Here is a 24826-nt window from a genome sequence, read left to right as displayed (position 1 = left end):
TTCAGCCCAGAGGCGCCGCGCGCCGCGCCCGCCGCTCGAAGCCCAGCAGCCGCGAGAACTCGAACAGCAGCAGGCCCAGCGCCGCCGCGCCGCCCAGCAGCGCGAGGAACAGGCCGGCCACGTAGAACTCCACGCCGCTCTCGCTGCGGTGCGTGGTGAGGGAGTGGATCAGCGGCGCAGTGGTCAGGCGCAGCGCCAGGTGGACCGCCCCGAAGGCCATGCAGCCGATGCCCAGACGGCGCAGGGCCGTCACGGCCGGGCCGTCCACGAAGGCGTCCAGGGTGTCCCGGTGCCGGATCACCAGCCCGATGCGCCACACGCCCAGGCCCAGGAACAGCAGCGGCCCGACGAAGGGCAGCGACTGCAGCGGCCCGCCGCCCACGCTCATGGCGACCCAGCCGGACATGCCGAAGGGAAGGATGACGCTGACGAGGGCCAGGCAGTAAAGCCAGCGCAGGGGCAGGGAGGCAGGCTGGTGCATGAAATGAAGGGGCGGGGTTTCGAATTCCGGAGCGGCCGGTGAGCCGTCAGGATGGGCAGTTCTCGGATATGAGCTGCAATTGAAGCCTGGCCTGCGTGCGGGCGGACAGCTCGGTCTGAAGCTGGATCGTCCTGATCGGCGGGACCGATCTGCAGGCCTGGATCACGACCACCGCCGGCTTGAGCCGCAGCACCTCGTCCACCGCGGGCGTGGCGATGTCGGAGCGCACTCGGCCCACCTGGTATTCCGAGGGAAATACCTGGATTTCCACCCGGCGCTCGGCGCAGGCCGGCAGGAAGCAAGTCAAAAGCAGGAAAAGGGGGGCGAGCCGGCGTGTCGTCAATTCAGGCATGGAAAGTCGGATTCGCTTGAGCGGTTGGGCAGCGCACGGCGTCAAATCCCGGACCGCAACGGGCGACGCCTGCACGAAGGGCCAGTATCCGCAACCGGGGGGAAAACGCCATGGTCATCGGCTCCTGTGCGGGCAGGAGCTTTGTCACGGGTGGGGCTTGGCGCTACCAAGAGAAAGTGATGGCAAGGCGCCAGCTGACCGGCTCATTGCAAGGCCCATTGACCGGACCGACCATGGCCATGAAACCGGGTACTGTGTCAGGGCCTGCTCCCGAACACCTTTTCTATTTTCTTGTCGGTCTTGTACTGGTTCAGCGAATACACCGCCCAGATCGCGGCCGGCAGCCAGCCGATCAGCGTGATTTGCAGGATGAGGCAAATGATGCCCGAGAAGGGGCGGCCGATGGTGAAGAAGGCGACGAAGGGCAGGAAAATGGCAAGGAGGAGGCGCATGGGGTTTCTCCTTTTCGACGAGTTGGCGGGTCATTCCAGTCTGAGGGCTACGGCAAGAATGAGGCCTGGGGTCGAAGCTAGGAAGGCGGGCTGATACCGTCCAGCGTGAAGTCAGGGCAGGTCGCACAACGCCTTTCCATAGAGGCCTATTTTCTGGCCTTCCCGTTCCACGAACTCAATGAGGTGCCACCGTAACCGCAAGAGCAGCGATGCTGCGGTGGCAGTGCCGCAGTAGAGGTGCGAATAACCAAGAGCGCGGGCTTCGGATTCAAGCGCGGTCAACAGCGCGGCGCCTATACCCTGCCCACGCAGGGACGGGATGACAAATCCCGCGGCAGCCCACGGTGACAAATGCAAATGACTCGGGATGGATACGGCCTTGAGAGCCGCGACGCCGCAAAGCAAGCCATTCTGGAATGCTGCAATACCCATGGGGAGGTCTCCTTCATTGGCGTAGGCCAGCAGATCCTCCTCGGCATTGCCGGGACCGCCGGGCCCATACCAGTCGGGCCATTCGCTTTCAAACCAGGTGGCGAGTACCGGCAAGGCTTCTGGGTGACGTGCGAGACGCTCGGTGGTGATTTCAGATGGCATGCGTGAAATGACCAGACGTTGAAGGCGCGATGTCAATACTTTTCCGAGCTGGCCGGTAAATTGTTTCTTCTGATCTCTTTGTTTGCGGTCCGGTTCATGCAAGCACTCCAGGAGGCGACATTCACTGTCGAGCGAATTCATAATGGATGGCCGTAACTTTGCCGCGCCAATAGGTTTTTTCGCCTTCGGGCAGCAGCCAGGCCACTTCGCCTTCCAGGGGCACACGCATGCCTTCCTGGGACACATAATTCCAGAAGCGGCCCTGCCATGGCGTGGGCACGATGGTACGGCCTACTGTGCGACCCCGAGCCTCGGCACGGACCATTTCAACCAACCCGTCGCTGTTGAAACGAAACAGCAGCGTCAGCAACAAACTGCCATCCGACAAGGTCGCCCGCGCAGAACGGTCGTCCACGGCTTGCCAACGTACTCCCTGGCTGGGCAGCAGCGCGGTGGGATACCAAGCCGCCTCGGCCAGGAAACGCATCAATTCTCCCTGGGCCACCGGTCCCGGGCCGCGCAAGTTGACCACGGGAATCAGTCCAAAAATGGCTGCATGCAGCACGCCCTCGCCGGCAACGTAGGCGTCATGCACATGCACGGCCATGCCCGGCAGCATCGAAACACGGACGTCCCAATCAAAACCCGGCCGGCGCGTGATCACGCGCTGCGTGGATTTGAAGGGTTTCCAGTTGTCCGTCGTTTCGCCCATGTTGAAACTGCCAACGTGCGCCATGTTGACTGCGGCGATGATCGGCTGCCCGTCTTGAATGGCGGCGCGAAAATAGCGCTGGACCGGCGCAGGCAATCCCTCCAGTTCGGCCTGATTGAAAACCTTGGGTTCGATGTCGAGTCGGGCGGCTTCCAGCTGTTGGCGCAATTCCTTCGTGCCCGCATTCCAGCGCATCTGTCCGTAGAGCACCACGGCTCCCGCGATGCAGAGCAGGCCAAGAGTGACGGCAAGCATGGCTTTTCTCATCTTTGGAAAAGTGATGTGGACGCGTGTGCAGGGATTTAAGCTGTCGATTACTGCTCCTGCTCCTGCTCCTGCTCCTGCTCCTGCTCCTGCTCCTGCTCCTGCTCCTGCTCCTGCTCCTGCTCCTGCTCCTGCTCCTGCTCCTGCGTCTCGCCCAGCGCAGCGCGGCCGGTCGAGTTGAGCACCCGACCGGCCGCAATTCCTTTTCGGCACAAATGGCGGCCTGTCCGCCCGCCACCCCGTTTCAAGCCACGCTGAACGGCATCTCCCGCAACTGCTTCCCCGTCAGCGCAGCAATCGCATTGGCAAACGCCGGCGCCAGTGGCGGCAGCCCCGGTTCGCCCATCCCGGTCGGCGGCTCCGCGCTGGGCACGGTGAACACGGCGATCTTCGGCATGGCCGTGATGCGCGCCACCGGGTAGTCGTGGAAATTGGCCTGCTGAACCTCGCCGTCCTTCAGCGTGATGGCATTGCCCGGCAGGCACATCGACAGGCCCATCAGCGCCGCGCCCTGCACCTGCGCCTCGACCGTGCGCGGGTTCACCACCAGGTTGCAGTGCACGCCGGCCGTCACGCGGTGCAGCACGGGCTGGCCGTCCTGCATCGACGCCTCCACCACGTAGGCCACCACCGACTGGAAGGACTCGTGCACTGCCACGCCCCAGGCGTGCCCCGCCGGCAGTTTCACCTTGCCGTAGCCGCTCCTGTCCACCGCCAGCTGCAGTGCGGCGCGGTGGCGCGCGTGCTGCGGGCCCATCAGCTTCATCCGGTAGGCCACCGGGTCCTGCTTCGTGCGGCGCGCGATCTCGTCGATGAGCGTCTCCATCACGAAAGCGGTGTGCGTGGAGCCCACGCTGCGCCACCACAGCACCGGCACGTTCACCTTCGGGTGGTGCACCGTCAGGCGCATCGGCACGTCGTACGGTTCCTTCATGCCCTCGACCGCGGTGCCGTCGATGCCGTCCTTGACCAGCATCGGCTCGAAGGGCGAGCCCATCACGATCGACTGCCCGACGATGACGTGGTCCCAGCCCAGCACGCGCCCCTCGCTGTCGAAGCCGATGCGCGCGGTATGCAGGTGCATCGGGCGGTAGTAGCCGCCCTTGATGTCGTCCTCCCGGCTCCACAGCGTGCGGATCGGTGCCTGCACGCCCGCGGCCTGCGCCGCCTTCACCACCTGGCAGGCCTCGACCACGTAGTCGCTGGTCGGGATGGCGCGGCGCCCGAAGCCGCCGCCGGCCATCTGCACGTTCACCTTCACGTTCTGCGGCGGCACGCCCAGCGCCTTGCTGGCAGCCAGGCCGTCCAGCCCCGCCATCTGCGAGCCCATCCACAGCTCGGCCTGCCCGTCCTGCAGCCGCACGGTGCAGTTCAGCGGCTCCATCGGCGCGTGCGCCAGGTAGGGGAAGCGGAACTCGGCCTCGATCACATGCGGCGCGTTCGCCAGCGCGCCCACGTCGGCGTCGAACTTGCGCGGGCCGGGCTGCTTCGCCAGCGCCCGGTACTGCTCCAGCTGCCGCGCGCTGTCCACTTTCTCCACGCCGCTGGTGTCCCAGCGCAGCTTCAACGCCTCGCGCGCGGTCTTGGCCGGCCAGTAGCCGTCGGCGATCACGGCCACGCCCTCGCCGCCACGGTCCACCGGCACGCGCACGATGGCCTTGACGCCCTTGACGGCGCGCGCGGCGCTCTCGTCCACCTCCGCCAGCTTCGCGCCGAACACCGGCGGGCGCGCCACCACGGCGGTGAGCATGCCGGGCAGCCGCACGTCGATGCCGTAGTCCTGGCGCCCGCTGCTCTTGTCCGCGGCATCGAGCCGCGTGGTGGCGTGGCCGATCAGCCGGAACTGCTTCGGGTCCTTGAGCACGACCTTCTGCGGCACCGGCTGCGCCATCGCGGCCTCGGCCAGCTCGCCGTAGGTCAGGCGCCTGCCGCCCGGGCCGATCACCACGCCGGACTGCGTGCGCAGCGCGGCGGGATCGGCCTTCCAGCGCTCGGCCGCGGCGGCCACCAGCATGGCGCGGGCACGCGCGCCCAGCTCGCGGTACTGCTCGTAGCTGTTCTTGATGGTGTTGGAGCCGCCGGTGAGGTGGATGCCGTACTTGGGGTCGGCATAGGCCGGGTCGTTGCTGCCGTGGATGCTGCGCACCTTGCTCCAGTCCGCATCCAGCTCCTCGGCCAGGATCATCGGCAGCGCGGTCTGCACGCCCTGGCCGAAGTCCAGGCGGTTGATGGTCACCGTGACGGTGCCGTCGCGGCCGATGTTCACGAAGGCCGAGGGCTGCTGCGTGGGCTTCAGGCCCGCCGCCGGCGCCGGGTCGTCGGCCGCCGCGCCGGCCGCCAACGGGAAGGCACCCAGGGCAAAGCCGCCGGCCGCCGCCATCTTCAGGAAGCTGCGCCGCGCCAGGCCGGGTGCGGCCTCGACCGGCTCGTCGCGGGCCAGCATCGCCTGCAGCGCCTTGGGCAGCTCGGGGGTGTGGGTGGTGTCGAAGATCATGTGCAGACTCCTTCCCGGCTCAGGCCAGCGCCTTCGCGGCGTCGGTGACGGCGGCGCGGATGCGCTCATACGTGCCGCAGCGGCAGATGTTGCCGGCCATGGCGGCGTCGATCTCGCCCTGGGCGGGCACCTTGCCCTTGGGCAGCGACTTCAGGAAAGCGGTGGCCGACATGATCTGCCCGCTCTGGCAGTAGCCGCACTGCGCCACGTCGTGCTTGACCCAGGCGGCGTGCACGGCCTTGCCGACGCGGTCCTGGCCATCGGTGACGGACTCGATGGTGGTGATCTTCTTCCCGGCCACGGCCGAGACCGGCGTGACGCAGGAGCGGATGGCTTGGCCGTCCAGGTGCACGGTGCAGGCGCCGCATTGCGCGGCGCCGCAGCCGAACTTGGTGCCGGTCAGGCCCAGCGTGTCGCGCAGCGCCCAGAGCACGGGCGTGGCGGGATCGACGTCGAGCGCCTGCTCGCGGCCGTTGACGTGGAGTGTGGTCATCGCAGCATCGGGGTTGGGTAGGAACACATCCGGCGGCCCGCGCTGGCTGCAGCGCGCGCTGCCGGGGCAGGGAGGGCGTCAGGCCGCGTCGGCCAGCGCCCGGGAATCCTGGTGGCAGGGCGCGCTGCCGAGATCCTTGGCCGCGCGCACCGACAGGGCGGCGGGCAGCGCCACGCCGTTCTTCACGGCCAGCAGCTCGGCCATGATGCTCACGGCGATCTCCGGCGGCGTGCGGCTGCCGATGAAGAGGCCCACCGGCCCGCGCAGCCGCGCCAGTTGCGCGCTCGACAGGCCGAAATGCTCGGCCAGCCGCGCGCGGCGCGCCGCGTCGTTGCGCCGGCTGCCGATGGCACCCACGTAGAAGGCCGGGCTCTCCAGCGCCTGCAGCAGCGCCAGGTCGTCGAGCTTGGGGTCGTGCGTGAGGGCGACGACGGCGCTGCGCGCGTCGGGGCGGAAATCGGCCACGGCGTCGTCGGGCATGGCGCGCACCAGCTTCGCGCCGGCCACGCCCCAGTGCCCGGCGTATTCCTCGCGCGGGTCGCACACCGTCACGGTGAAGCCGCTGAACAGCGCCATGGTGGCCAGGCACTCGGCCAGCGCGCCGGCGCCGATGAGCAGCAGCCGGTACGCCGGCCCGAAGGTGTTGACCACCTCCTCGGCCGTCGCGTACGCCGCGGGCTCGGCCGTCGCGCCCTGCGTGACGCGCCCGTCGCGCAGCCGCACGGCGCGGCGCATCAGGTGGCCGGCGTCCAGGGCGTCGATGAGCGCGCGCAGCAGCGCGGCGTCGGGGTCAGGCTCCAGCAGCAGCTCCAGCGTGCCGCCGCAGGGCAGGCCGAAGCGGTGCGCCTCGTCGGCGCTGACGCCATACGTCAGGAAGCGCGGCAGCCCTTCGGGCAGCGCGCCGGCGTGGACGTGGCGGTGGATCAGGTCGTCCTCGATGCAACCACCGGAGACCGAGCCGACCACGGCGCCGTCCTCGCGCAGCGCCAGCATCGAGCCGACCGGGCGCGGCGACGATCCCCAGGTGCGCACGACGGTGGCCAGCATCGCGCGCCGGCCCTGGGCGCGCCACTCGGCCAGCGTGCGCAGCACCATCACGTCCACGTGTTCCATCGCGTCTCCTTCTCGCCGGCCCGATGGCCTGATCCTGCGCCCGTCACGGCGCGAGTGTGTCCGTGGCGCGGCGCGGCCCGATAGCTCGATGCTGCGAGTTGTTTGCCTGATCCTCCGGCGCGGCATCCGCCGGCCGGCCCATCCTGGCTAGCATCGCGGCCTGACCCCGCTCAAGACCGCGACCATGGACGACACCCTGGCCACCCCTCCCGCACCCATCGCGGCCGCCCCGGCCGCGGACGACGCCGAGCGCTTCGAGACAGCGCGCCGAGGCCTGGCGCGCAGCATCGAGCGCTGGACCGACGGGCTGCAGGTGCACCAGCCGGCGGCGCTGCCGAGCCTGTCGATGTACCGCACGCACAACCCGGTCGGCCCGATCTGCGGCCTGTACCAGCCCAGCGTCGGGCTGATCGTGCAGGGCCGCAAGCGCGTGCTGCTGGGCGCCGAGGCCTTCACCTACGACCCGGGCCGCTTCCTGGTCACGGCGCTGAACGTGCCGACCGTGACCCACATCCTCGACGCCAGCCCGGAGCGCCCCTTCATGGCGCTGCTGATGACGCTGGACCCGCACGAGATCGGCCGCCTGGTGCTGGAAGGCAAGCTGCCGCCGGCGCGCGGCCTGGAGGAGGAGCGCGCCATGACCACCGGGCGCGTGCACTGGCGGCTGCTGCAGGCCTTCCAGCGCCTGGTGGACCTGCTGGACGAGCCGGGGGGCATCCCGGTGCTGGCGCCGCTGGCGCAGCGCGAGATCCTGTACTGGCTGCTGGTCAGCGACCAGGGCGCCCGGCTGCGGCGCATCGGCGCCAGCGGCAGCCACGGCCAGCAGGTCGCGCGCGCCATCGAGCTGCTGCGCACGCGCTTCACCGAGCCGCTGCGCGTGGAGAGCCTCGCGGCCGAGGCGCGCATGAGCGTCTCGACCTTCCACCACCACTTCAAGCAGCTCACCGCCATGAGCCCGCTGCAGTACCGCAAGCGGCTGCAACTGAGCGAGGCGCGGCGGCTGATGTTCGCCGAGCACCTGGACGCCTCGACGGCCGCCTACCGCGTCGGCTACGAGAGCGCGTCGCAGTTCAGCCGCGAATACAGCCGCGAGTTCGGGGCGCCGCCGGGGCGGGACATCAGCGGGCTGCGGGAGGCCGCGCTGCAGGCGCCGCGCTGAAATCCCGTCGCACCCCATGAAATAGCTTCGCCCCGTAGAATCCCCAGGCCGGCACCGCAAGGCGCCGGCAGCGTTCTCAGGGCGGGGTGGAATTCCCCACCGGCGGTATCCGGGGCGAAAGCGCCGGGAGCCCGCGAGCGCCCGGTGCCGCGCAAGCGGCGCCGGGGTCAGCAGACCTGGTGCGAGGCCAGGGCCGACGGTCACAGTCCGGATGAAAGAGAGCGCGCCTGGCGTGAGGGCCGACCGCTTCCTTTTTCGGGCGGCCGCCGCGCCAGTGCGTCTCATGCGCCCTGATTCTGGCCAACCCACGTCGCCGTACGGACCGACCATGAATCAGACCAACGTCAAGGCTTCTTCTTCCTCCGCCGCCTTCCGGCCGCGCATCGCCGTCGTCAGTGCCTCCTGGCACCGCGACATCGTCGAGCGCGCGCACGAGGGCCTCCACGCCGAGCTGGCCCGCCAGGGCCTCGACGCCGCCACCACGCTCACGCACGTCGCCGTGCCGGGCGCCTTCGAGATCCCGCTGCACGCCAAGAAGCTGGCCGAGAGCGGCGCCTTCGACGCCGTCATCGCCTGCGGGCTGATCGTCAACGGCGGCATCTACCGCCACGAGTTCGTCAACAGCGCCGTCATCGACGGCCTGATGCGCGTGCAGCTCGACACCGGCGTGCCCGTGTTCTCCGCCGTGCTCACGCCGCGCGACTTCCACGACCACGACGAGCACCGCAACTTCTTCGCCGCGCACTTCGTGAAGAAGGGCGAGGAGGTCGCCGCCGCCGCGCTGGCGACGCTGCGCAGCCTGCGCCAGCTCGACGCGCTCGCGCGCTGACGGTGGAGGCGCTCATGAAATCCGACGCACCCCTGCTGCTGCTGCCGCAGGTCGAGGCCGGGCCCGTCGCCCGGCTGCCCACGCCGCACGGCGAGTTCGAGCTGCAGACCTGGACCGACCCCAGCGCCGGCGTCGAGCACCTGGCCATCCGCAAGGGCAATCTTCAGGACGCCGAGGGCGTGCTGGCGCGCGTGCACTCCGAGTGCCTGACCGGCGACCTGCTGGGCTCGCTGCGCTGCGACTGCGGGCCGCAGCTGCAGCTGGCGCTGCAGCGCATCGCCGAGGCCGGGCGCGGCGTGATCGTGTACATGCGCGGCCACGAGGGGCGGGGCATCGGCCTGGCGCAGAAGCTGCGCGCCTATGCGCTGCAGGATGAAGGGCTGGACACGGTGGACGCCAACCTCGCCCTGGGCCACCCGGTGGACGCGCGCCGCTACGAGGCGGCCGGCGCCATCCTCAAGGCGCTGGGCGTGCGCTCGATCCGGCTCATGAGCAACAACCCGCTCAAGCTGCTGGCGCTGCGCGAGCAGGGCATCGAGGTGCTGGAGCGCGAGCTGCACGCCGCCGGCGCGCACCCGGAGAACGCCGGCTACCTCGCCACCAAGCGCGAGCGGCTGGGGCATTTGCTGGGCGATTGAGGTCTTTTGGCACGCCGGCTGCCAAGCCGGCGTGGTAACCGTCTGCACCGCCCGGGAACCGGTTCTTGCGCGCCGGGTCAGCTTACCCCTCGCAACCCGTTGCCTCGGGTTAACCCGGGCCGTGGCGGCTATGCTGCGCCGCATCCCGGCCCTGATGCGCCCGATCCAGCACCGATGCACCGACGCCATTTCGCCCGCTACCTCGCCGCTTTCACCGCCCTGGGCCTGCAGGCCCCCAAGGTCCTCGCCGCCGCCGCGGCCCGCTCCAACGAGCTTCCCCCCGACCTGCCGCCGCCCGGCGCGGCCGCCCCAGGCTTCGACTACGCCTGGCTGAAGGGCCTGGCGCGCTCGCTGGCCGCCGTGGCCTACAAGCCGCCCAGCGAGGTGCTGCCGCCCGAAGTGGCGGCGCTGGACTGGGACCAGTACCAGGCGCTGCGCTTCCGCGACGACCACGCGCTGTGGGCCGGCGACGCGCAGAGCCAAGGCCGCTTTCAGCTGAAGTTCTTCCACCTGGGCCTGTTCTTCAAGAGCGCCGTGCGGCTGCACGAGGTGGTGCAGGGCAAGGCCCGCGAGCTGGCCTACGACCCGGGCATGTTCGACTACGGCAAGAGCGGGCTGCAGGGCACGAAGCTGCCGCGCGACCTGGGCTTCGCCGGCTTCCGCGTCAACTTCCACACCGACTGGCGCAGCGACGTGGCCGCCTTCCTGGGCGCGAGCTACTTCCGCGCCGTGGGCGGCGAGCGCCAGTACGGGCTGTCGGCGCGCGGCCTGGCCATCGACACCGGGCTGAACCGCCCCGAGGAATTCCCGCGCTTCACCGACTTCTGGTTCGAGCGCCCGGCGCGGGACGCCGACCTGCTCACCGTCTATGCGCTGCTGGACTCGCCCAGCGTGGCCGGCGCCTACCGCTTCGACATCCGCCCCGGCGACACCCTGGTGATGGACGTGGACGCGGCCCTCTACCCCCGCCGCCCCGTCGAGCGGCTGGGCATCGCGCCGCTGACGAGCATGTTCCAGTACGGCGAGAACGACCGGCGCCGCGCCGACGACTGGCGCCCCGAGGTGCACGACTCCGACGGCCTGGCGCTGTGCACCGGCGCGGGCGAGTGGCTGTGGCGCCCGCTGACCAACCCGGCCGGGCTGCGCTACTCGGCCTTCACGGACGACAACCCGCGCGGCTTCGGGCTGCTGCAGCGCGACCGTGCCTTCGACCACTACCAGGACGACGGCGTGTTCTACGAGAAGCGGCCGAGCCTGTGGGTCACGCCCAAGGGCCACTGGGGCCGCGGCGCGGTGGAGCTGATCGAGCTGCCCACCGACGACGAGACCAACGACAACATCGTCGCCTTCTGGCACCCGGCGCAGCCGCTGGCGGCGGGCGAGGAGCGGCTCTTCAGCTACCAGCTGCACTGGGGCGCGCAGCCGCCGGTGGCGCCGCGCGGCGCGCAGGTGGTGGCCACGCGCACGGGCCTGGGCGGCGTCGTCGGGCAGAAGCGCCAGTACTGGTCGCAGCGCTTCGCCGTGGACTTCGCCGGCGGCGATTTCAGTTTGCTGGGCCCCGACGCGGTGCTGGAGCCGGTGATCACGGCCTCGCGCGGCACGGTGGAGATCACTTCCGCGCGCCCGCTGGCCGCCGTGCGCGGCTGGCGCGCCATGTTCGACCTGCGCCCGGCCGACGACCGCACCGACCCGGTCGAGCTGCGCCTGTTCCTGCGCTACCAGGGCCGGCCGATGACGGAAACCTGGACGTACCAGTGGACGCCGCCGCCGGTGTCGGAGCGGCGCTTGTTCTGAACGGCGCCGGCGCGCGCCGCGCTCAGGGCGAGCGCTGCAGCCGGCCGGCGATGTCCGCCGCCGGCACCGCCTTGCCGAAGAACCAGCCCTGCAGCTCGTCGCAGCCGCGGGCCTTCAGGAAGTCGATGTGGTCCTGCGTCTCCACGCCCTCGGCCACCACCGTCATGCTCAGCGTGCGGCCCATGGCGATGACGGCTTCGGTGATGGCGCGGTCTTCCTCGCTGGCGGGCAGGTCGTGCACGAAGGAGCGGTCGATCTTGATCGTGTCGATGGGGAAGCGCTTGAGGTTGGCCAGCGAGCTGTAGCCGGTGCCGAAGTCGTCCAGCGACACGCGGATGCCCAGCGCCTTGAAGGCCTGCAGCACCGTGACGGCCTCGTCCACGTGGCGCATGAGCATGCTCTCGGTGATCTCCAGCTCCAGCCATGCCGGGTCCATGCCGGTGCGCTCCAGCACGGCGCGCACGTCGCCCAGCAGGGCGTCGTCGTAGAACTGGCGCGCCGACAGGTTCACCGCCACGCGCAGCGGCGCCAGGCCCTGCGCGCGCCACGCCACGTGCTGCGCGCAGGCCGTCTCCAGCACCCAGCGGCCGATGTCCACGATCAGGCCCATCTCCTCGGCCACGGGGATGAAGCGTGCCGGCGACACCAGTCCCAGGTCGGGATGCTTCCAGCGCAGCAGCGCCTCCACGCCGCTCAGGGCGCCGCTGTGCGCATCGACCTTGGGCTGGTAATGCACCTCGAACTGCCCGGCCGCCAGCGCGCGGCGCAGGCTGGACTCGAAGGCCAGCCGCTCCAGCGAATGCGCGTTGGCATCGGCGCTGTAGAAGGCGTAGGTGTTCTTGCCGTCCTCCTTGGCCTGGTACATGGCGATGTCGGCGTGCTTCATGAGCGTGCGCTCGTCCTCGCCGTCACGGGGGTACATGCTGATGCCCACGCTGGCCGTGACGTGGAACTCCTGCCCGGCCAGCGCCAGCGGGCGCGACACCGCCGCCAGCAGCCGCTGCGCCAGCGCCGCGAGCGCCGCCGCCCCGTCGGCGCCGGTGGCCAGCACCACGAACTCGTCGCCGCCGAGCCGGGCCACGGTGTCGCCTGCGCCGACGCAGCCGCGCAGGCGCAGCGCCATGTCGCGCAGCAGCCGGTCGCCAGCCTCGTGTCCCAGCGTGTCGTTGACGTTCTTGAAGCGGTCCAGGTCCACGAACAGCAGCGCCAGCGTGCCCTGCGGCGCAGGGCCGGCGTCCAGCGCCTGGCCCAGCAGGCGGCTGAACATGGCGCGGTTGGGCAGCCCGGTCAGCGCGTCGTTGTAGGCCAGGAACTCGGCACGCTCCGCCGCGAGCCGGGCCTGCTGCGCCGACACCCACAGCGCCTGCGTGCGCTCCCGGACGCGCGTGTCGAGGCGGACGTTGAGCTCGGCCAGCTCCGCGCTGCGGGCGTTGAGCGCCTCGTGGCTGCGCATCACGGCGTGCTGCCAGCGCCGCGTGCTGCGCAGCACGAACAGCACGCCCAGCAGCAGGCCCAGCGCCGAGGCCAGGGTGATGCCGACGCTGCGTCGCGCGCTGGACAGCATCTGCCGGCCCAGCGCCTCGCTGGCGTCGAGCAGGTGCTGGTTGAACTCGACCATGCCGGCGCCGTAGATGCGCTTCTGGTGCGTGTACTCGTCGCCGGCCAGCAGCTGCTGCGCCCGTTCCGCGCGGCCTTGCCGCACCAGCTCGAACGCCTGGTTCTCCATCGTCACCAGCGCGGTGTTGGCCGCGTCCGTGGCTGCGGCGGCGCTGCCGCGGGCCGCGTCCGGCGCCAGGGCCAGGGCTTCCTTGATGGCCGCGTCCAGCCGGGGCTCGACCTCGCGGTAGCGGCGCTCCCAGGCCAGGTCGCCGGTGGCGGCGGCCATGCGCGCCGACATGGTCAGCACCTCGTCGAGCTGGAGGATGTCCGTGCGCAGCATGTGCATGCGCGCGATGACCGGCAGCCGCGAGCGGGCGCCGGCGTACTCCGCATGGGCGTCCCAGCCCAGGCCCGCCAGGACGGCCAGCGACACCGCCAGGAACAGCACGAGGCTGGCGCGCACGAAGCGTCGGCGGGGAAGGGTCCCGGAATGGAACGGGGAGGAAAGGGGGGCTGCAGCCATTGCGCGCTCGAAGAAATCGTGGGGCCGGCAGCCGCGTATCGGCAGGAGGGCGCCCGGGCGTAGGCCGGCGCCGGGGGCTGCGGTCCACGATTTCACGCTTTCGAGCCGCGCGCAGGATGGAGGAAGCGTGAAATCGCATCCCCGGCGTGGCCCGGAGCCGCCGGCCTGCTCAATCCGCCGGCAGCGGCGCCGCCCCGCCGAAGTAGAAAACCATCGCCTGGTGGTCGCCGGACACGATCGTCACCGGCTGGCGCTGCACCTGGCCCTGGCTGGCAGCCTCGACCTCGTAGTGCCCCGCGGGCAGGTCGATCAGCAGCCACGGCTCGGGCAGCACGCGCGAGAACACCACGCGCCGGCGCGCATCCAGCACGCGCAGCCGCACCGTGGCGAGCCCGCCGCCGGCCGCGCGCGCCGCCGTCAGCACCAGCAGGCTGTACTGGCCGCGGCGCTGGCGCAGCACGGCGTCGTCCTGCGGCTGCTGGCCGCCCACGATGAAGTCCGCGCCGCCGGGCGTGAAGCCGCTGGTGGCCGCGGCGGCGGGGCCCGGCGCCAGCAGCAACGGCAGCCACAGCAGTGCCGCGACGGCCATCGCGGCAAGCGCTTCCCGGCCGCCGCACCCGAATCCAAACCCGACCCCGAACCTGGCCTGGCTCCGCATGGCATCCCCCGCTGGTGGTTGGGCAGTGCACCAAATTTAGGCGCCCAGGAGCGGCCGGGTTTGACAAACGGCAAGCCGGGCGCCGATTCCGTGCGTGGCCGCGGGTCCGTTCACAGTCCGGCCACGATGGCGCCCCCGGTGGCGGCCACAGTGGCGACACGCTTGGCCGCGCGGCGCCGGACTTTTTCACGCCGCGCGCGTGGCGCACGCCGCCGCCGCCCTACAGCACGCGGCGCCGGTGGACGAAGACAGCGGCACAGGCCGAACACCCATGCATCCGTCGACTTTCCAGAACACGCTTTCACGCCTCGATCCGGCGCGCTCGGCCAGCCCGGCCAACGACGCGCTGTGGCCGCCGCCGCTGCCCGATGGCGTGGCGCGTCACGTCTTCGACGCCACCAGCGACGGCGTGCTGGTCACGGATGCGCACGCGCGCATCGTCGAGGTCAACGCCGCCTTCGAAGCCATCACCGGCTACGCCCGCGCGCAGGTGCTTGGGCAGACACCGGCCCTGCTTTCCAGCGGGCGCCACGGCGTGGCCTTCTACCGCGAGCTGTGGACGCAGTTGCGCGACGAGGGCACCTGGGAGGGCGAGCTGTGGAACCGGCGCGCCGACGGCCGGCTCGTGGCCGAGCGGCTGCGCATCAGCGCTGTGCACGCGCCCGGCGGCGAGCTCACGCACTACGTGGGCGTCTTCAGCGACCTCACCGCCCACAAGCGCCAGCAGGCGCGGCTGGAGCGGCTGACGCACTACGACGCGCTCACGGGGCTGCCCAACCGCGTGCTGGCGCTGGAGCGGCTGGGCCGGCTCATCGCCGACGCAGAGCGCCACGGCCGGCAGGTGGCGGTGTGCTGCGTGGACCTGGACCACTTCGGCGCCGTCAACGAGCGCATCGGCGCGGCGCGGGGCGACGCGCTGCTGACCGCGGCGGCGCGGCGCATCCGCGAGGTGCTGCGCGTGGCCGACACCGTGGCGCGCTCCGGCGGCGACGAGTTCGTGCTGCTGCTGGGTGGCGCCGGCGACGGCAGCGCCACCGCCGTGCAGCCGGTGCTGGACCGCGTGCTGCACGCGCTGTCTCAGCCCTTCGCGCTGGGCGGCGAGCCGCTGGCGCTGAGCGCGAGCATCGGCGTGGCGACGTATCCGGCGCACGGCGCCACGCCCGAGCAGCTGCTGCGCGCGGCCGACCAGGCGCTCTACCGGGCCAAGAGCCTGGGCCGCAACCGCGCCTGCAGCGCCGGCGACGGCCCCGGGCACACGCTGGCGCAGGAAACCCTGCTCGAAGAGCTGCGCGCGGCGCTGGCCACGGGGCAGCTGAGCCTGCACTATCAGCCCAAGGTCTGCGCGCGCACGCGCCGCTGCCTGGGGGTGGAGGCGCTGGTGCGCTGGCAGCATCCGCGCCGCGGGCTGCTGGCGCCGGGCATGTTCCTGCCGGCGGTGGTGGGCACGCCGCTGGAGTTGGTGCTGGACCGCTGGGTGCTGCGCGAGGCCGTGGCGCAGCTCGTGCGCTGGCGCGCGGCCGGGCGCGGGCTGCACGTGGCCGTCAACCTGTCGCCGGCCACGCTGGCGCTGCCCGACCTGGCCGGCACGGTGGCGGCAGTGGTCGAGGAGGCCGCGCCGCGGCAGCTCGTGCCGCTGGAAGGCATCGAGCTGGAGGTGCTGGAAACCGCCGCGCTGGAGGACCTGGAAGCCGCCAGCCACGCCATCGAGGCCTGCGCGCGCCAGGGCATTTCCTTCGCGCTGGACGACTTCGGCACCGGCTACTCCTCGCTGTCGTACCTGCAGCGGCTGCCGGTGAGCACCCTCAAGATCGACCGCAGCTTCGTCAGCCACATGCTGGAAAGCCGGGGCGACCTGCACATCGTGCGCGCCGTCATCGGCCTGGCCGAGGCCTTCGGTGTGACGACGGTGGCCGAGGGCGTGGAGACCGAGGCCCACGCGCGGCTGCTGGCCGAGCTGGGCTGCCACCAGCTCCAGGGCTACGGCATCGCCCGGCCCATGCCGGCACCGGCGCTGGAGGCGTGGCTGGATGCGCCGGAAGCCGGGCCAGGCTGAGGGCGCGTCACTCCTGCACCACCGCCGCCTCGCTGCCCGGCCCGGCGGCGTGCACCCGCCCGCGGCCGGCGGCCTTGGCGTCGTAGCAGGCGCGGTCGGCCGCGCGCAGCCAGTGCGCGGCCTCGGTCATGTCCTCCCGCAGCGCGGCCACGCCGGCGGAGGCGCCCAGGCGCAGCACCCGGCCGTCCCAGGGCAGCTCGATGGCGGCCACGGCCGCGCACACCGCGTCGGCAATGGGCAGCGCGCGCTCGGCCGTGCAGCGCTCCAGGAGCAGCACGAACTCGTCGCCGCCCAGCCGCGCCACCAGGTCGCCGGCGCGCACGCAGCCGCGGATGGCCGTGGCCACGGCCTTGAGCATGGCGTCGCCCGCGGCATGGCCGGCCGAGTCGTTGATGGGCTTGAAATGGTCCAGGTCGATGGCCACCAGCACCGCCGGCACCGAGTGCGGCAGCGCGGCGAAGACCTTGTGCACCTGCACCTCGAAGGCGGCGCGGTTGGCCAGCCCGGTGAGCGCGTCGTGGTGCGCGGCCCACTGCAGCCGCGCGTGCGCCGCGCGCTGCGCGCTCACGTCGGAGACGGTCCAGATCAGTCCCCGCGCCGGCTCCTCGGCGCGCGCCGGACGCACGCCCAGCTGCGCCCAGAAGGCGCGGCCTCGGGCGTCGCGCAGCTGCCACTCGCCGCGGTAGGGCACCTGGTCGGCGAAGGCGCGGTGCACCTGGCGCAGCAGCGCCTGCAGCACGGTGTCCTCCAGCCCCAGCACGTCCAGCGGCAGCACGCTGCCCGGGGCGGGTGGCTGCAGGCCCAGCAGCCGGCACAGTTCGGGGTTGACCAGCTCGAAGCGGCTCTCGCGCGAGAAGGCGATGCCCACCGGCGCGGCCTCCATCACCGAGCCCAGCCGCTGCAGCAGCTCGGCGTTGGCGCCCTCCAGCCGCGCGCGCTCGGCGCCGGCCTGGCGCAGCACCCGCGCCAGCGCGCCGATCTCGCCGCCGGCCCTGGGCCAACCGTGCAGCGGGTCGATGGCCGGATCCGACAGCTGCTGCGCACGGCGCTGCAGCGCCCGCATCGGGCGCAGCAGCAGCGTCACCAGCGCCATCAGCACCAGGCTGGCGCCCAGCACCATCGCGGCGGCCCAGGCCAGCGCCTGGCGCCGCGCCTCGTGCAGCGGCGCCAGCAGCTGCCGCTGCGGCAGCGTGCGCCACACCAGCCATTGCGGACCCGCCACTGCCGCCACCGCGACCAGCTCGCCGGGCTGCTGCACGGTCACGCCCGCGGACTCCAGCGGCGCGCCGATGCGCACCCAGTCCACCCAGGCGTCGGCAAGGCGCGGCTCGGTGGCCAGCGGCTGCAGCAGCCGGCCACGGTCCGGGTGCGCCAGGATGCGGCCCTGCAGGTCCGTGACCACCAGCAGCGCGTCGATTTCGCCCGGGCCGCGGTACTGCAGCACCTGCGCCAGCAGCCCCTGGCTGCCCAGGCGCAGCGTGCCGCTGAGCACGCCGTACACGCCGCGCGGCCCGCGCAGCGGCTGCGCCAGCACCACCGAGGGCTCGCCCACCGCGCGGCTGGTCACGGGCTCGGAGATGGACGGCCGGCCCTCGACCAGCGCCTCGCGGAAGTAGGCCCGGTCGGCCACGCTGAACGACACCGCGCGCAGCCCCTGGCGCTCGGCGTAGGCACGCACGCGGCCGTCGGGCGTCACGGCGCTGATGTTGCCGAACATCCGGCGCAGCACCACCTCGTCGAGCATGAAGCGCTCCAGCGCCGCCTGGTCGCGCAGCGTGGCCTCGTCGAGCTGCTCGGCCACCGCGCGCAGCGCGCCCTGCAGCTCCTGCACCTGGCTGGCGAGCACGGCCGCGGTGCGCACCGTCTCGCCGAGCTCGCGCTCGCGCTCCTCGGCCAGCAGCGCCCGGTCGGCACGCTGCACCAGCAGCGCCGTGTTGGCGAAGACCACCAGCATCAGCAGCGCGATGCCGGCCAGCGTCAGCCGCGCGCGCAGCGTGCCCAGGGCATGGCCCAGCCGCGCCAGCAGGGCGCAGGCGGCGCGCTTCATGGCCCGTTCCCGCGCGGCGTGCGCGGCCGCGCCGCGCCGCGGGTTCCGTCCGCAGGGCGCGGCACGGGCATGCCGGTACGTCGAGGGAAGGCCATGTCAGGGGGGAGCAGCAGGGCATGGCGCCCGGCCCGCACCGGGACCGGCGGCCGCGCACGCCAACCGTTCACGATGCCCGGCGCAAAAGCGGGCACGCTTGCGCTGCGTCAAGGAAGCATGCGCGCTGAGGCTGCTGGCCGACACTCGCGGCGCACCGGCGCGCCCGGCGCCCGGACTTCGCCCACATTTCGCCAACATTTGCACGTTTTGCGCCGGCGGCCCCGGTTGATTCACCCCGGCGCGGGCCGATCACAAGGAAGCGCCCCCTTCGACCACTGATGACGCCCCTGATCGACCAACTCGCCGAGCTCACCGGCCACCGCGACCGCGACCGCGCCGACGCGCTGCTGCTGCAGACGCTGCACGCGCGGCTGCGACCCGGAACCGTGGCCCTGCACCGCTGCGTGGGCGAGGCGCCCGCGCAGCGCTGGCTCACGTCCATGCACGGCGCCGAGGGCGGCGCGCCGGGCGGCCCGGCCGTCCTGGGCACCCACCCCGCCGGCGCCGCGCGCCGCCAGGGCTTCGTGCGGCTGCCGCCGCTGGAGAGCGAGCCCGAGCGGCTGGAGTGCCTGCGCCGCCAGCGCAGCGTGCGCGTGCCGGGCCGCCCGGCCGCCACGCTGCTGCCGCTGGTGGCCGGCGCGCAGGCCGTGGGCGTGGTGGAGCTGCGCGGCGACGAGCCGCTGGACGAGCCGCGCCGGCGCGAGGCCGAGGGGCTGCTGCGGCTGTACGGCAACTTCCTGTCGCTGCTGGACTGGGGCGAGCGCGACGCGCTCACCGGGCTCTACAACCGCAAGAGCTTCGACGACAGCTTCCTGCGCGCGGTGCTGCCCACGCCCGGCCGCGGCGCCGGCGCACACGCGCCGCGGCCGGGCGCGCCGGGCTGGTTCCTGGCGGCGCTGGACGTGGACCACTTCCACCGCATCAACGACGACTGCGGCCACATCGTCGGCGACGAGGTGCTGCTCATCACCGGGCGGCTGCTGCGCGCGGTGCTGGGCCTGGACGAGGGCGTGTTCCGCTACGGCGGCGAGAGGTTCGTGCTGCTGCTCGAAGGCGAGGACGAGGCCCTGGTGCACGCGCTGCTGGAGCAGGCCCGCGCGCGCGTGGCCGCGCACCGCTATCCGCAGGCCGGCCCGGTCACGGTCAGCATCGGCTTCACGGCGGTGGAGCACGCCGAGCTGCCGCCCAGCGCCGTCGAGCGCGCCGGGCGCGCGCTGCACCGGGCCAAGGCCGAAGGGCGCAACCGCGTCGTCGGCCCGGCGGCGATGGCCGCGGCGGGCCTGGCGCGGGAACCGGAGCGCGGCGGCGATGTGGACCTCTTCTGAGCCGCTGGCGCGGCTGCGCCGCTTCTTCAGCGTCTTCGAGGCCGAGCCGCAGGACGCCGGCGTGTTCCGCGCCCGGCAGCTGCAGGCGATGCTGCGCCTCACGCCGGCGGCCATGGCCGTCAACGTCGTCAACGCGGCCACCGTCTGCGCCGTGAGCTGGAGCCAGGCGCCGGCGACGTTCCTGCTGACGTGGCTGGGCGTCATCACGCTGCTGTCGGCGCTGGGCCTGGGCGGCTGGCAGCGCGCGCGCCGGCAGCCCCGGCGCACCGCGTCGCCGCGCGCCATCCGCCGCGCGGTGCTGCATGCCGCGCTGCTGGCCGGGGCCTGGGCCGCGCTGCCGGCGGGGCTGTTCGCCGCGCTGGGACCGGGCACGCAGTTCTTCGTCGGCGTGGTCGTCACCGGCATGCTGTGCGGCGGCGGCTTCGCGCTGGCCAGCGTGCCGGCCGCGGCCACGGGCTGGGTCGCGGTGCTGGGCCTGGGCAGCGCCGTGGCGATGTGGCGCGCCGACTCGGCCGTGGCCGACGGCGTGCTGGTGATGCTGCTGCTGTACTGCTCGATCGTGGTCTACAGCGTCTGGACCACGGCCAAGACCTTCGGCGCACGGCTGGTGGCCGAGGCCCGCGCCGAGCGCCAGGACCAGGTCATCGGGCGGCTGCTGCGCGACGCCGGGGACGAGGCGCCGGGCAGCGCCGCGGCCGCCGCGGAGACGGAAGTCGAAGTGCCCCCGGCGCCCTGGCGCCCGGCCGGACCCGCACCCGCACCCGCGCCGGCCACCGGGCTGCTCGACCTGGAGCGGCTGCGCACGCATCTGCACGCGGCGCTGCAGGCGGCCGAGGGCGAGGCCGTGCCGCTGGTGCTGGTGGTGCTAGGCCTGCACGGCCACAGGCAGCTTCATGACGCGCGCGGCGCGGCCGCCGCCCGCGGGCTGCTCGACGCCGTCGGCCAGCGGCTGCTCGCGGCGATGCGCCCCGGCGACACCGTGGCCGGCCTGGCCGGCGGCGACTTCGCCGTGCTGCTGCGCGGGCACGGCGGGCGCGAGGTGGCGCATGCCCTGGCGCAGCGGCTGCTGGGCGTGCTCGACGAGCCCGTCGAGGACGGCTGCGGCGGCGCCCCGGTGGCGCTGCGCGCCAGCGCCGGCATCGCCCTGGCGCCGTGGGACGGCGCCGACGTGGACACGCTGCTCAACCATGCCGACATCGCGCTGTACGCGGCCCGCCGCGCCGGCGCCGGCCACTGCCGCTTCTTCGCACCGGAGATGCCCGGCAAGGACCAGCGCCGCAGCGCGCTGGAGGAAGCGCTGCGCGGCGTGGCCGGGCGCGGCGAGCTGCGGCTGGAGTACCAGCCGCAGGTGGACGCGCAGGACGGCCGCGTCCGCGGCTTCGAGGCGCTGCTGCGCTGGAGCTCGCCCGGCCACGGCGCGGTGTCGCCCGCGGAGTTCGTGCCCATTGCCGAGGCCGCCGGGCTGATGCCGCGCATCGGCGAGTGGGTGCTGCGCGAGGCCTGCGCGCAGGCGCGGCAGTGGCCCGACGCGGTGCGGCTGTCCGTCAACGTCTCGGCCACGCAGCTGGCCGAGCCCGGCTTCGCGGCGCAGGTCGCCACCGCCGCCCAGGGGCTGCGGCCCGGGCGCATCGAGCTGGAGGTGACGGAGTCGGCCCTCATCGACGACGTGGACGCCGCCGTGCAGGCACTCACCGAGCTGCGCGAGCACGGCTTCCGCCTCGCGCTCGACGACTTCGGCACCGGCTACTCGGCGCTGGGCTACCTGCGGCGCTTCCGCTTCGACACGCTCAAGATCGACCGCGGCTTCGTGCGCGACCTGGCCAGCGACGGCGAGGCGCGCGCCATCGTGGACACGATCCTGGCCATGGCGCGCGCCATGGGCATGAGCGCCATCGCCGAAGGGGTGGAGACGGCCGAGCAGGCGCAGATGCTGCGCGAGCGCGGCTGCGCGGCGCTGCAGGGCTTCCTGGTCAGCCGCCCGCTGCCGCCGCAGGCGGCCGCGGAGTTCCTGGCGGCGCACGAGGGCACGGCAGAGCCGCCGCGGTCACAGCCGTAGGGCGCGGGCTTGCCATGCGAGGCGGCAGGGTCATGCCGCAACGGTCCGGCGCGGCGTCCGGCAGAATGCGTGCATATGCACTCAAATCCGTCCCGGCCCGATTTCCCGCCGTTGCCGCCGGAGGCCGCTTCCGCTGCGGCGCCGCGCGGCTGCACCTGCTCGCGGCTGCGCCGGCTGACGCGGCGCGTCACGGCGGTGTACGACCGGGAGCTGGCCGCCGTGGGGCTGCGCGTCACGCAGTACGCGCTGCTGGCCACGCTGCGGCGCGCGGCCGGGGCGCAGGGCCTGGCGGTGTCGGAGCTGGCCGAGCGCATGGACATGGACCGCACCACGCTCACGCGCAACCTCAAGCCGCTGATCGGGCAGGGCTACGCGGCGCTGGTGGCCGATGCGCGCGACGCGCGCGTGCGCCGCGCGCTGCTCACGGCCGAAGGCGCGGCCGCGCTGGACGCGGCGCAGCCGCACTGGCTGTGCGCGCAACTCGAAGTCAACCGCACGCTGGGCGAGGCCACCGTCGCCGGGCTGCACCACTGGCTGGACACGGTCACGCCGGCGTTCCGCCCTGACGCAGGAGAAGAACCGTGAGCGCTGCCTTGCCTCCCACACCGGCCGCCACCGCATCCGCCGCCGCCGCGCGCAGCGCCTGGCTGACCATGCTGGTGGCCGCGGCCATCCTGATGATCACCATGGGCGCGCGCCAGTCGCTGGGGCTGTTCGTGTCGCCGCTGAACACGCATACCGGGCTGGGCATCGCCACCGTCAGCTTCGCCATGGCCGTCGGGCAGTTCGTGTGGGGCGCGGCGCAGCCGGTGTTCGGCGCCGTGGCCGACCGCTGGGGGCCGGCGCGGGTAATCGTGGCCGGCGCCGTGATGCTGGCCGCCGGCATGGCGCTGACCACGCGGGTCACGGGCGAGTGGGGCCTGGTGTTTGCGCTGGGCGTGCTCAGCGCGGCCGGGGCCGGGGCGGGGAGCTTCTCCATCCTGATCGGCGCCACGGCGCAGCGGCTGCCGCCTGAGCGGCGCGCCTTTGCCAGCGGCTTCATCAATGCCGGCGGCAGCTTCGGGCAGTTCCTGTTCGCGCCGCTGAACCAGGCCGTGATGTCGGCCTTCGGCTGGATGCAGGCGATGTGGGTGATGGCCGCGGCGGCGCTGGCCACCATCCCCATGGCCTGGGCGCTGCGCGGCCGGCCGCGCGCGCCGGCCGCCGCGGCGGCGGCCGCCGGCGAGATGCCGCTGCGCGCGCAGCTGCGCGTGGCGCTGCGCAACCGCAGCTACTGGTGCCTGCACGCGGGCTTTTTCACCTGCGGCTTCCACATCGCCTTCCTGGTGACGCACCTGCCGGGCGAGGTGGCGCTGTGCGGGCTGCCGGCCGGCGTGGCGGCGACCTCGCTGGCCGTGATCGGGCTGGCCAACGTGGCCGGCAGCCTGGCCGCGGGCGCCCTGGGCAACCACGTGCGCATGAAGATGATCCTGTTCTGGATGTACGCCTCGCGCGCCGTGGCGGTGCTGGCCTATCTCGCCGCGCCCAAGGAGCCCTGGACCTTCTACGTCTTCGCCGCCGTCCTGGGCGCGACCTGGCTGGCCACCGTGCCGCCCACGGCCGGGCTCACGGCCAAGCTGTTCGGCACGCGCTACCTGGCCACGCTCTTCGGGCTGACGCTGCTGAGCCACCAGGTCGGCGGCTTCTTCGGCGCCTGGCTGGGCGGGCTGGCCGTGGTGCACACCGGCAGCTACGCCTGGATGTGGTGGGCCGACGCCGCGCTGGCGCTGGCCGCCGCGCTGGTGAACCTGCCCATCCGCGAGGCCCGGCCGCGGCCGGCGGCGGCGCCGGCCTGAGCCGGGCTTGGCGCCGGCGGGCGCATGCCTTGCCGGGGCGCAGGCCATGGAAGCCTCGCCCCGCCCGCGCCCGTCCAGCCGCGTCTCCAGCGCGCCGCTGCCCGTGACCGAGCCCTTCGACGTGGGCGTGGCGCTGGCGCGCATCGAGGAGGCCATCGCGCCGTTCCCGAAGGCGGCACTGTTCGAGCTGCACGACGACGGTTTCACCTCGGCCTTCGAGCAGCTGGTGGCCTGCATCCTGTCGATCCGCACGCGCGACGAGGTCTCGCTGGTGTGCGCGCGACGCTTCTTCGCGCTGGCGCGCACGCCGGCCGAGGTGGCGGCGCTGGACGTCGAGGCCATCGACGCGGCCATCGCCGACTCGACCTTCCACGAGGGCAAGGCGGCGCAGATCCACGCCATCGCGCGCGAGGTGGCCGAACGCCACGGCGGCACGCTGCCCTGCGACGAGGCGGTGCTGCTGGGCTTTCGCGGCGTGGGGCCGAAGTGCGCGAACCTGGTGCTGGGCATTGCCTGCGGCGAGCCGCGCATCGGCGTGGACATCCACGTGCACCGCATCTCCAACCGCTGGGGCTACGTGCAGGCGGGCACGCCGGAGCGCAGCCTCGCGGCGCTGGAGCGGGTGCTGCCGCGCGAGCACTGGATCGACATCAACCGGCTGCTGGTGCCCTTCGGCAAGCACGTGTGCACCACCACGCTGCCGCGCTGCTCGACCTGCCCGGTGCGCGACATGTGCCGGCGCGTGGGCGTGGCGGGGCACCGGTAGGGACTCAGTTTTCCCAGGGGTTCAGCACCTGTAGGCCGAGCCCGTCGAAGTCGCGCCGGTTGCGCGTCACCAGGACCATGCCGTGATGCGCGGCCGTGGCGGCCAGGAGGCTGTCGATGGCCAGCAGCGGCCGGCCCGCCTGGGCCACGAGGCGGCCCCAGCGGTCGGCCACGCCGGCGTCCACCGGCAGGACACGCCCGGTGAAGAAGGCGGGCAGTTCGGCTTCCAGCCAGTCCTGCAGTGCCAGCCGCCGGGAGGCGTCGGCCAGCGCCTCGATGCCCTTGCGAATCTCGCCCAGCGTCAGCACGCTCAGGTAGAGCGTGCCTGCGGGCCGTTGCCCGATCCACTGCACGACCCGGGCGTCGGGCTGGCGCCGCCGCAACTCCGACAGCACGTTGGTATCGAGCAGGTAGCTCATTCGGGCACCGTCGCGCTGCGCGCGGTCCTGCTGGGCGGGAGGGATCGCCCTCTTCGGAGCGGCCGTGCGGGGGAG

The 24826-nt window shown here is 72.8% G+C and carries 23 protein-coding genes and 1 riboswitch; of the genes, 10 read left to right on the top strand and 13 right to left on the bottom strand.

Features of this window, described 5'->3' with window-relative positions; translation table 11 throughout:
* Window position 1: 1 nt before the first annotated feature.
* From FJ694_RS17050 to FJ694_RS17010, 9 genes are all read right to left on the bottom strand, one after another.
* Window positions 2-481 (bottom strand): hypothetical protein, encoded by a 480-nt coding sequence (locus FJ694_RS17050; RefSeq protein ID WP_157268443.1) that lies wholly within the window; start codon window positions 479-481, stop codon window positions 2-4.
* Window positions 482-527: 46 nt separating this feature from the next.
* Window positions 528-908 (bottom strand): hypothetical protein, encoded by a 381-nt coding sequence (locus FJ694_RS17045; protein ID WP_157268442.1) that lies wholly within the window; start codon window positions 906-908, stop codon window positions 528-530.
* A gap of 182 nt (window positions 909-1090) precedes the next feature.
* Window positions 1091-1285, bottom strand: a complete 195-nt coding sequence (locus tag FJ694_RS17040; protein WP_157268441.1) for a YqaE/Pmp3 family membrane protein — start codon at window positions 1283-1285, stop codon at window positions 1091-1093.
* A 111-nt stretch (window positions 1286-1396) separates the two neighbouring features.
* Window positions 1397-2020 carry a GNAT family N-acetyltransferase gene (locus tag FJ694_RS17035; RefSeq protein WP_157268440.1) on the bottom strand — a complete coding sequence of 208 codons (624 nt, stop codon included), beginning with the start codon at window positions 2018-2020 and terminating at the stop codon, window positions 1397-1399.
* On the bottom strand, window positions 2001-2846 hold the full coding sequence (locus FJ694_RS17030; RefSeq protein ID WP_232540079.1) for a DUF6920 family protein: 846 nt from the start codon (window positions 2844-2846) through the stop codon (window positions 2001-2003). Before FJ694_RS17030 ends, FJ694_RS17035 begins: the two co-directional genes overlap by 20 nt.
* A gap of 59 nt (window positions 2847-2905) precedes the next feature.
* On the bottom strand, window positions 2906-3040 hold the full coding sequence (locus tag FJ694_RS37625) for a hypothetical protein (RefSeq protein ID WP_259373169.1): 135 nt from the start codon (window positions 3038-3040) through the stop codon (window positions 2906-2908).
* Between the two features lie 59 nt (window positions 3041-3099).
* Complete coding sequence (locus FJ694_RS17020) at window positions 3100-5349, bottom strand: xanthine dehydrogenase family protein molybdopterin-binding subunit (protein WP_157268438.1); 2250 nt, start codon at window positions 5347-5349, stop codon at window positions 3100-3102.
* Between the two features lie 19 nt (window positions 5350-5368).
* Window positions 5369-5842, bottom strand: coding sequence for a (2Fe-2S)-binding protein (locus FJ694_RS17015; RefSeq protein ID WP_157268437.1), 474 nt, complete (start codon window positions 5840-5842; stop codon window positions 5369-5371).
* A 78-nt stretch (window positions 5843-5920) separates the two neighbouring features.
* Window positions 5921-6955: an XdhC family protein gene (locus FJ694_RS17010; RefSeq protein WP_157268436.1), complete on the bottom strand. Its 1035-nt coding sequence runs from the start codon at window positions 6953-6955 to the stop codon at window positions 5921-5923.
* A 184-nt stretch (window positions 6956-7139) separates the two neighbouring features.
* On the opposite strand from FJ694_RS17010, the gene FJ694_RS17005 reads away from it, so the two are divergent.
* From FJ694_RS17005 to FJ694_RS16990, 4 genes are all read left to right on the top strand, one after another.
* Window positions 7140-8114 (top strand): AraC family transcriptional regulator, encoded by a 975-nt coding sequence (locus tag FJ694_RS17005; protein WP_157268435.1) that lies wholly within the window; start codon window positions 7140-7142, stop codon window positions 8112-8114.
* Between the two features lie 68 nt (window positions 8115-8182).
* Window positions 8183-8341: riboswitch (FMN riboswitch) on the top strand.
* A gap of 101 nt (window positions 8342-8442) precedes the next feature.
* Entirely contained in the window at window positions 8443-8943 is a 501-nt protein-coding gene (locus tag FJ694_RS17000; protein WP_157268434.1) for a 6,7-dimethyl-8-ribityllumazine synthase, read from the top strand.
* A gap of 14 nt (window positions 8944-8957) precedes the next feature.
* The gene (ribA, locus tag FJ694_RS16995) at window positions 8958-9581 is read left to right on the top strand and encodes a GTP cyclohydrolase II (protein ID WP_157268433.1); all 624 of its coding nucleotides are present in this window, start codon (window positions 8958-8960) and stop codon (window positions 9579-9581) included.
* Window positions 9582-9755: 174 nt separating this feature from the next.
* Window positions 9756-11375, top strand: a complete 1620-nt coding sequence (locus FJ694_RS16990) for an OpgD/OpgG family glucan biosynthesis protein (RefSeq protein WP_157268432.1) — start codon at window positions 9756-9758, stop codon at window positions 11373-11375.
* Window positions 11376-11397: 22 nt separating this feature from the next.
* Here the strand turns inward: FJ694_RS16990 and FJ694_RS16985 are convergent, their stop codons facing one another.
* Window positions 11398-13437 carry a putative bifunctional diguanylate cyclase/phosphodiesterase gene (locus FJ694_RS16985; RefSeq protein WP_157268431.1) on the bottom strand — a complete coding sequence of 680 codons (2040 nt, stop codon included), beginning with the start codon at window positions 13435-13437 and terminating at the stop codon, window positions 11398-11400.
* A 229-nt stretch (window positions 13438-13666) separates the two neighbouring features.
* Complete coding sequence (locus tag FJ694_RS16980) at window positions 13667-14086, bottom strand: hypothetical protein (protein WP_157268430.1); 420 nt, start codon at window positions 14084-14086, stop codon at window positions 13667-13669.
* Window positions 14087-14426: 340 nt separating this feature from the next.
* Between FJ694_RS16980 and FJ694_RS16975 the strand changes: the two genes are divergently transcribed.
* Window positions 14427-16208 (top strand): putative bifunctional diguanylate cyclase/phosphodiesterase, encoded by a 1782-nt coding sequence (locus FJ694_RS16975; RefSeq protein ID WP_157268429.1) that lies wholly within the window; start codon window positions 14427-14429, stop codon window positions 16206-16208.
* A gap of 7 nt (window positions 16209-16215) precedes the next feature.
* On the opposite strand, the gene FJ694_RS16970 is transcribed toward FJ694_RS16975, so the two are convergent.
* The gene (locus tag FJ694_RS16970; RefSeq protein WP_157268428.1) at window positions 16216-18255 is read right to left on the bottom strand and encodes a sensor domain-containing diguanylate cyclase; all 2040 of its coding nucleotides are present in this window, start codon (window positions 18253-18255) and stop codon (window positions 16216-16218) included.
* A gap of 374 nt (window positions 18256-18629) precedes the next feature.
* Here FJ694_RS16970 and FJ694_RS16965 point away from each other — a divergent pair, with 374 nt between their 5' ends.
* From FJ694_RS16965 to FJ694_RS16945, 5 genes are all read left to right on the top strand, one after another.
* Window positions 18630-19676, top strand: coding sequence for a GGDEF domain-containing protein (locus FJ694_RS16965; protein WP_157268427.1), 1047 nt, complete (start codon window positions 18630-18632; stop codon window positions 19674-19676).
* On the top strand, window positions 19660-21732 hold the full coding sequence (locus FJ694_RS16960) for a putative bifunctional diguanylate cyclase/phosphodiesterase (protein WP_157268426.1): 2073 nt from the start codon (window positions 19660-19662) through the stop codon (window positions 21730-21732). Before FJ694_RS16965 ends, FJ694_RS16960 begins: the two co-directional genes overlap by 17 nt.
* A 75-nt stretch (window positions 21733-21807) precedes the next feature.
* On the top strand, window positions 21808-22317 hold the full coding sequence (locus FJ694_RS16955) for a MarR family winged helix-turn-helix transcriptional regulator (RefSeq protein WP_157268425.1): 510 nt from the start codon (window positions 21808-21810) through the stop codon (window positions 22315-22317).
* A gap of 68 nt (window positions 22318-22385) precedes the next feature.
* Window positions 22386-23567, top strand: coding sequence for an MFS transporter (locus tag FJ694_RS16950; protein ID WP_157268459.1), 1182 nt, complete (start codon window positions 22386-22388; stop codon window positions 23565-23567).
* Window positions 23568-23613: 46 nt separating this feature from the next.
* Entirely contained in the window at window positions 23614-24333 is a 720-nt protein-coding gene (locus FJ694_RS16945; RefSeq protein ID WP_157268424.1) for an endonuclease III domain-containing protein, read from the top strand.
* 4 nt (window positions 24334-24337) lie between these two features.
* Here the strand turns inward: FJ694_RS16945 and FJ694_RS16940 are convergent, their stop codons facing one another.
* A complete protein-coding gene (locus tag FJ694_RS16940) occupies window positions 24338-24751 on the bottom strand; it encodes a type II toxin-antitoxin system VapC family toxin (protein ID WP_157268423.1) in 414 nt (137 codons plus the stop codon).
* Between the last annotated feature and the right edge of the window lie 75 nt (window positions 24752-24826).

The sequence above is a fragment of the Azohydromonas aeria genome (assembly GCF_009760915.1).
GTDB classification, from domain to species: Bacteria; Pseudomonadota; Gammaproteobacteria; order Burkholderiales; family Burkholderiaceae_C; genus Azohydromonas; species Azohydromonas aeria.
Note: the sequence above shows the minus strand (reverse complement) of the source record. Positions and strands in the feature narration are given on the sequence as shown.

What these genes read in the sequence shown, in the direction of transcription:
- FJ694_RS17050 (WP_157268443.1), bottom strand. Translation starts at nt 481, where the DNA reads ATGCACCAGCCTGCCTCCCTGCCCCTGCGCTGGCTTTACTGCCTGGCC.
- FJ694_RS17040 (WP_157268441.1), bottom strand. Translation starts at nt 1,285, where the DNA reads ATGCGCCTCCTCCTTGCCATTTTCCTGCCCTTCGTCGCCTTCTTCACC.
- FJ694_RS17035 (WP_157268440.1), bottom strand. Translation starts at nt 2,020, where the DNA reads ATGAATTCGCTCGACAGTGAATGTCGCCTCCTGGAGTGCTTGCATGAA.
- FJ694_RS17030 (WP_232540079.1), bottom strand. Translation starts at nt 2,846, where the DNA reads ATGCTTGCCGTCACTCTTGGCCTGCTCTGCATCGCGGGAGCCGTGGTG.
- FJ694_RS17020 (WP_157268438.1), bottom strand. Translation starts at nt 5,349, where the DNA reads ATGATCTTCGACACCACCCACACCCCCGAGCTGCCCAAGGCGCTGCAG.
- FJ694_RS17015 (WP_157268437.1), bottom strand. Translation starts at nt 5,842, where the DNA reads ATGACCACACTCCACGTCAACGGCCGCGAGCAGGCGCTCGACGTCGAT.
- FJ694_RS17010 (WP_157268436.1), bottom strand. Translation starts at nt 6,955, where the DNA reads ATGGAACACGTGGACGTGATGGTGCTGCGCACGCTGGCCGAGTGGCGC.
- FJ694_RS17005 (WP_157268435.1), top strand. Translation starts at nt 7,140, where the DNA reads ATGGACGACACCCTGGCCACCCCTCCCGCACCCATCGCGGCCGCCCCG.
- FJ694_RS17000 (WP_157268434.1), top strand. Translation starts at nt 8,443, where the DNA reads ATGAATCAGACCAACGTCAAGGCTTCTTCTTCCTCCGCCGCCTTCCGG.
- ribA (WP_157268433.1), top strand. Translation starts at nt 8,958, where the DNA reads ATGAAATCCGACGCACCCCTGCTGCTGCTGCCGCAGGTCGAGGCCGGG.
- FJ694_RS16990 (WP_157268432.1), top strand. Translation starts at nt 9,756, where the DNA reads ATGCACCGACGCCATTTCGCCCGCTACCTCGCCGCTTTCACCGCCCTG.
- FJ694_RS16980 (WP_157268430.1), bottom strand. Translation starts at nt 14,086, where the DNA reads ATGGCCGTCGCGGCACTGCTGTGGCTGCCGTTGCTGCTGGCGCCGGGC.
- FJ694_RS16975 (WP_157268429.1), top strand. Translation starts at nt 14,427, where the DNA reads ATGCATCCGTCGACTTTCCAGAACACGCTTTCACGCCTCGATCCGGCG.
- FJ694_RS16970 (WP_157268428.1), bottom strand. Translation starts at nt 18,255, where the DNA reads ATGAAGCGCGCCGCCTGCGCCCTGCTGGCGCGGCTGGGCCATGCCCTG.
- FJ694_RS16965 (WP_157268427.1), top strand. Translation starts at nt 18,630, where the DNA reads ATGACGCCCCTGATCGACCAACTCGCCGAGCTCACCGGCCACCGCGAC.
- FJ694_RS16960 (WP_157268426.1), top strand. Translation starts at nt 19,660, where the DNA reads ATGTGGACCTCTTCTGAGCCGCTGGCGCGGCTGCGCCGCTTCTTCAGC.
- FJ694_RS16955 (WP_157268425.1), top strand. Translation starts at nt 21,808, where the DNA reads ATGCACTCAAATCCGTCCCGGCCCGATTTCCCGCCGTTGCCGCCGGAG.
- FJ694_RS16950 (WP_157268459.1), top strand. Translation starts at nt 22,386, where the DNA reads ATGCTGGTGGCCGCGGCCATCCTGATGATCACCATGGGCGCGCGCCAG.
- FJ694_RS16945 (WP_157268424.1), top strand. Translation starts at nt 23,614, where the DNA reads ATGGAAGCCTCGCCCCGCCCGCGCCCGTCCAGCCGCGTCTCCAGCGCG.
- FJ694_RS16940 (WP_157268423.1), bottom strand. Translation starts at nt 24,751, where the DNA reads ATGAGCTACCTGCTCGATACCAACGTGCTGTCGGAGTTGCGGCGGCGC.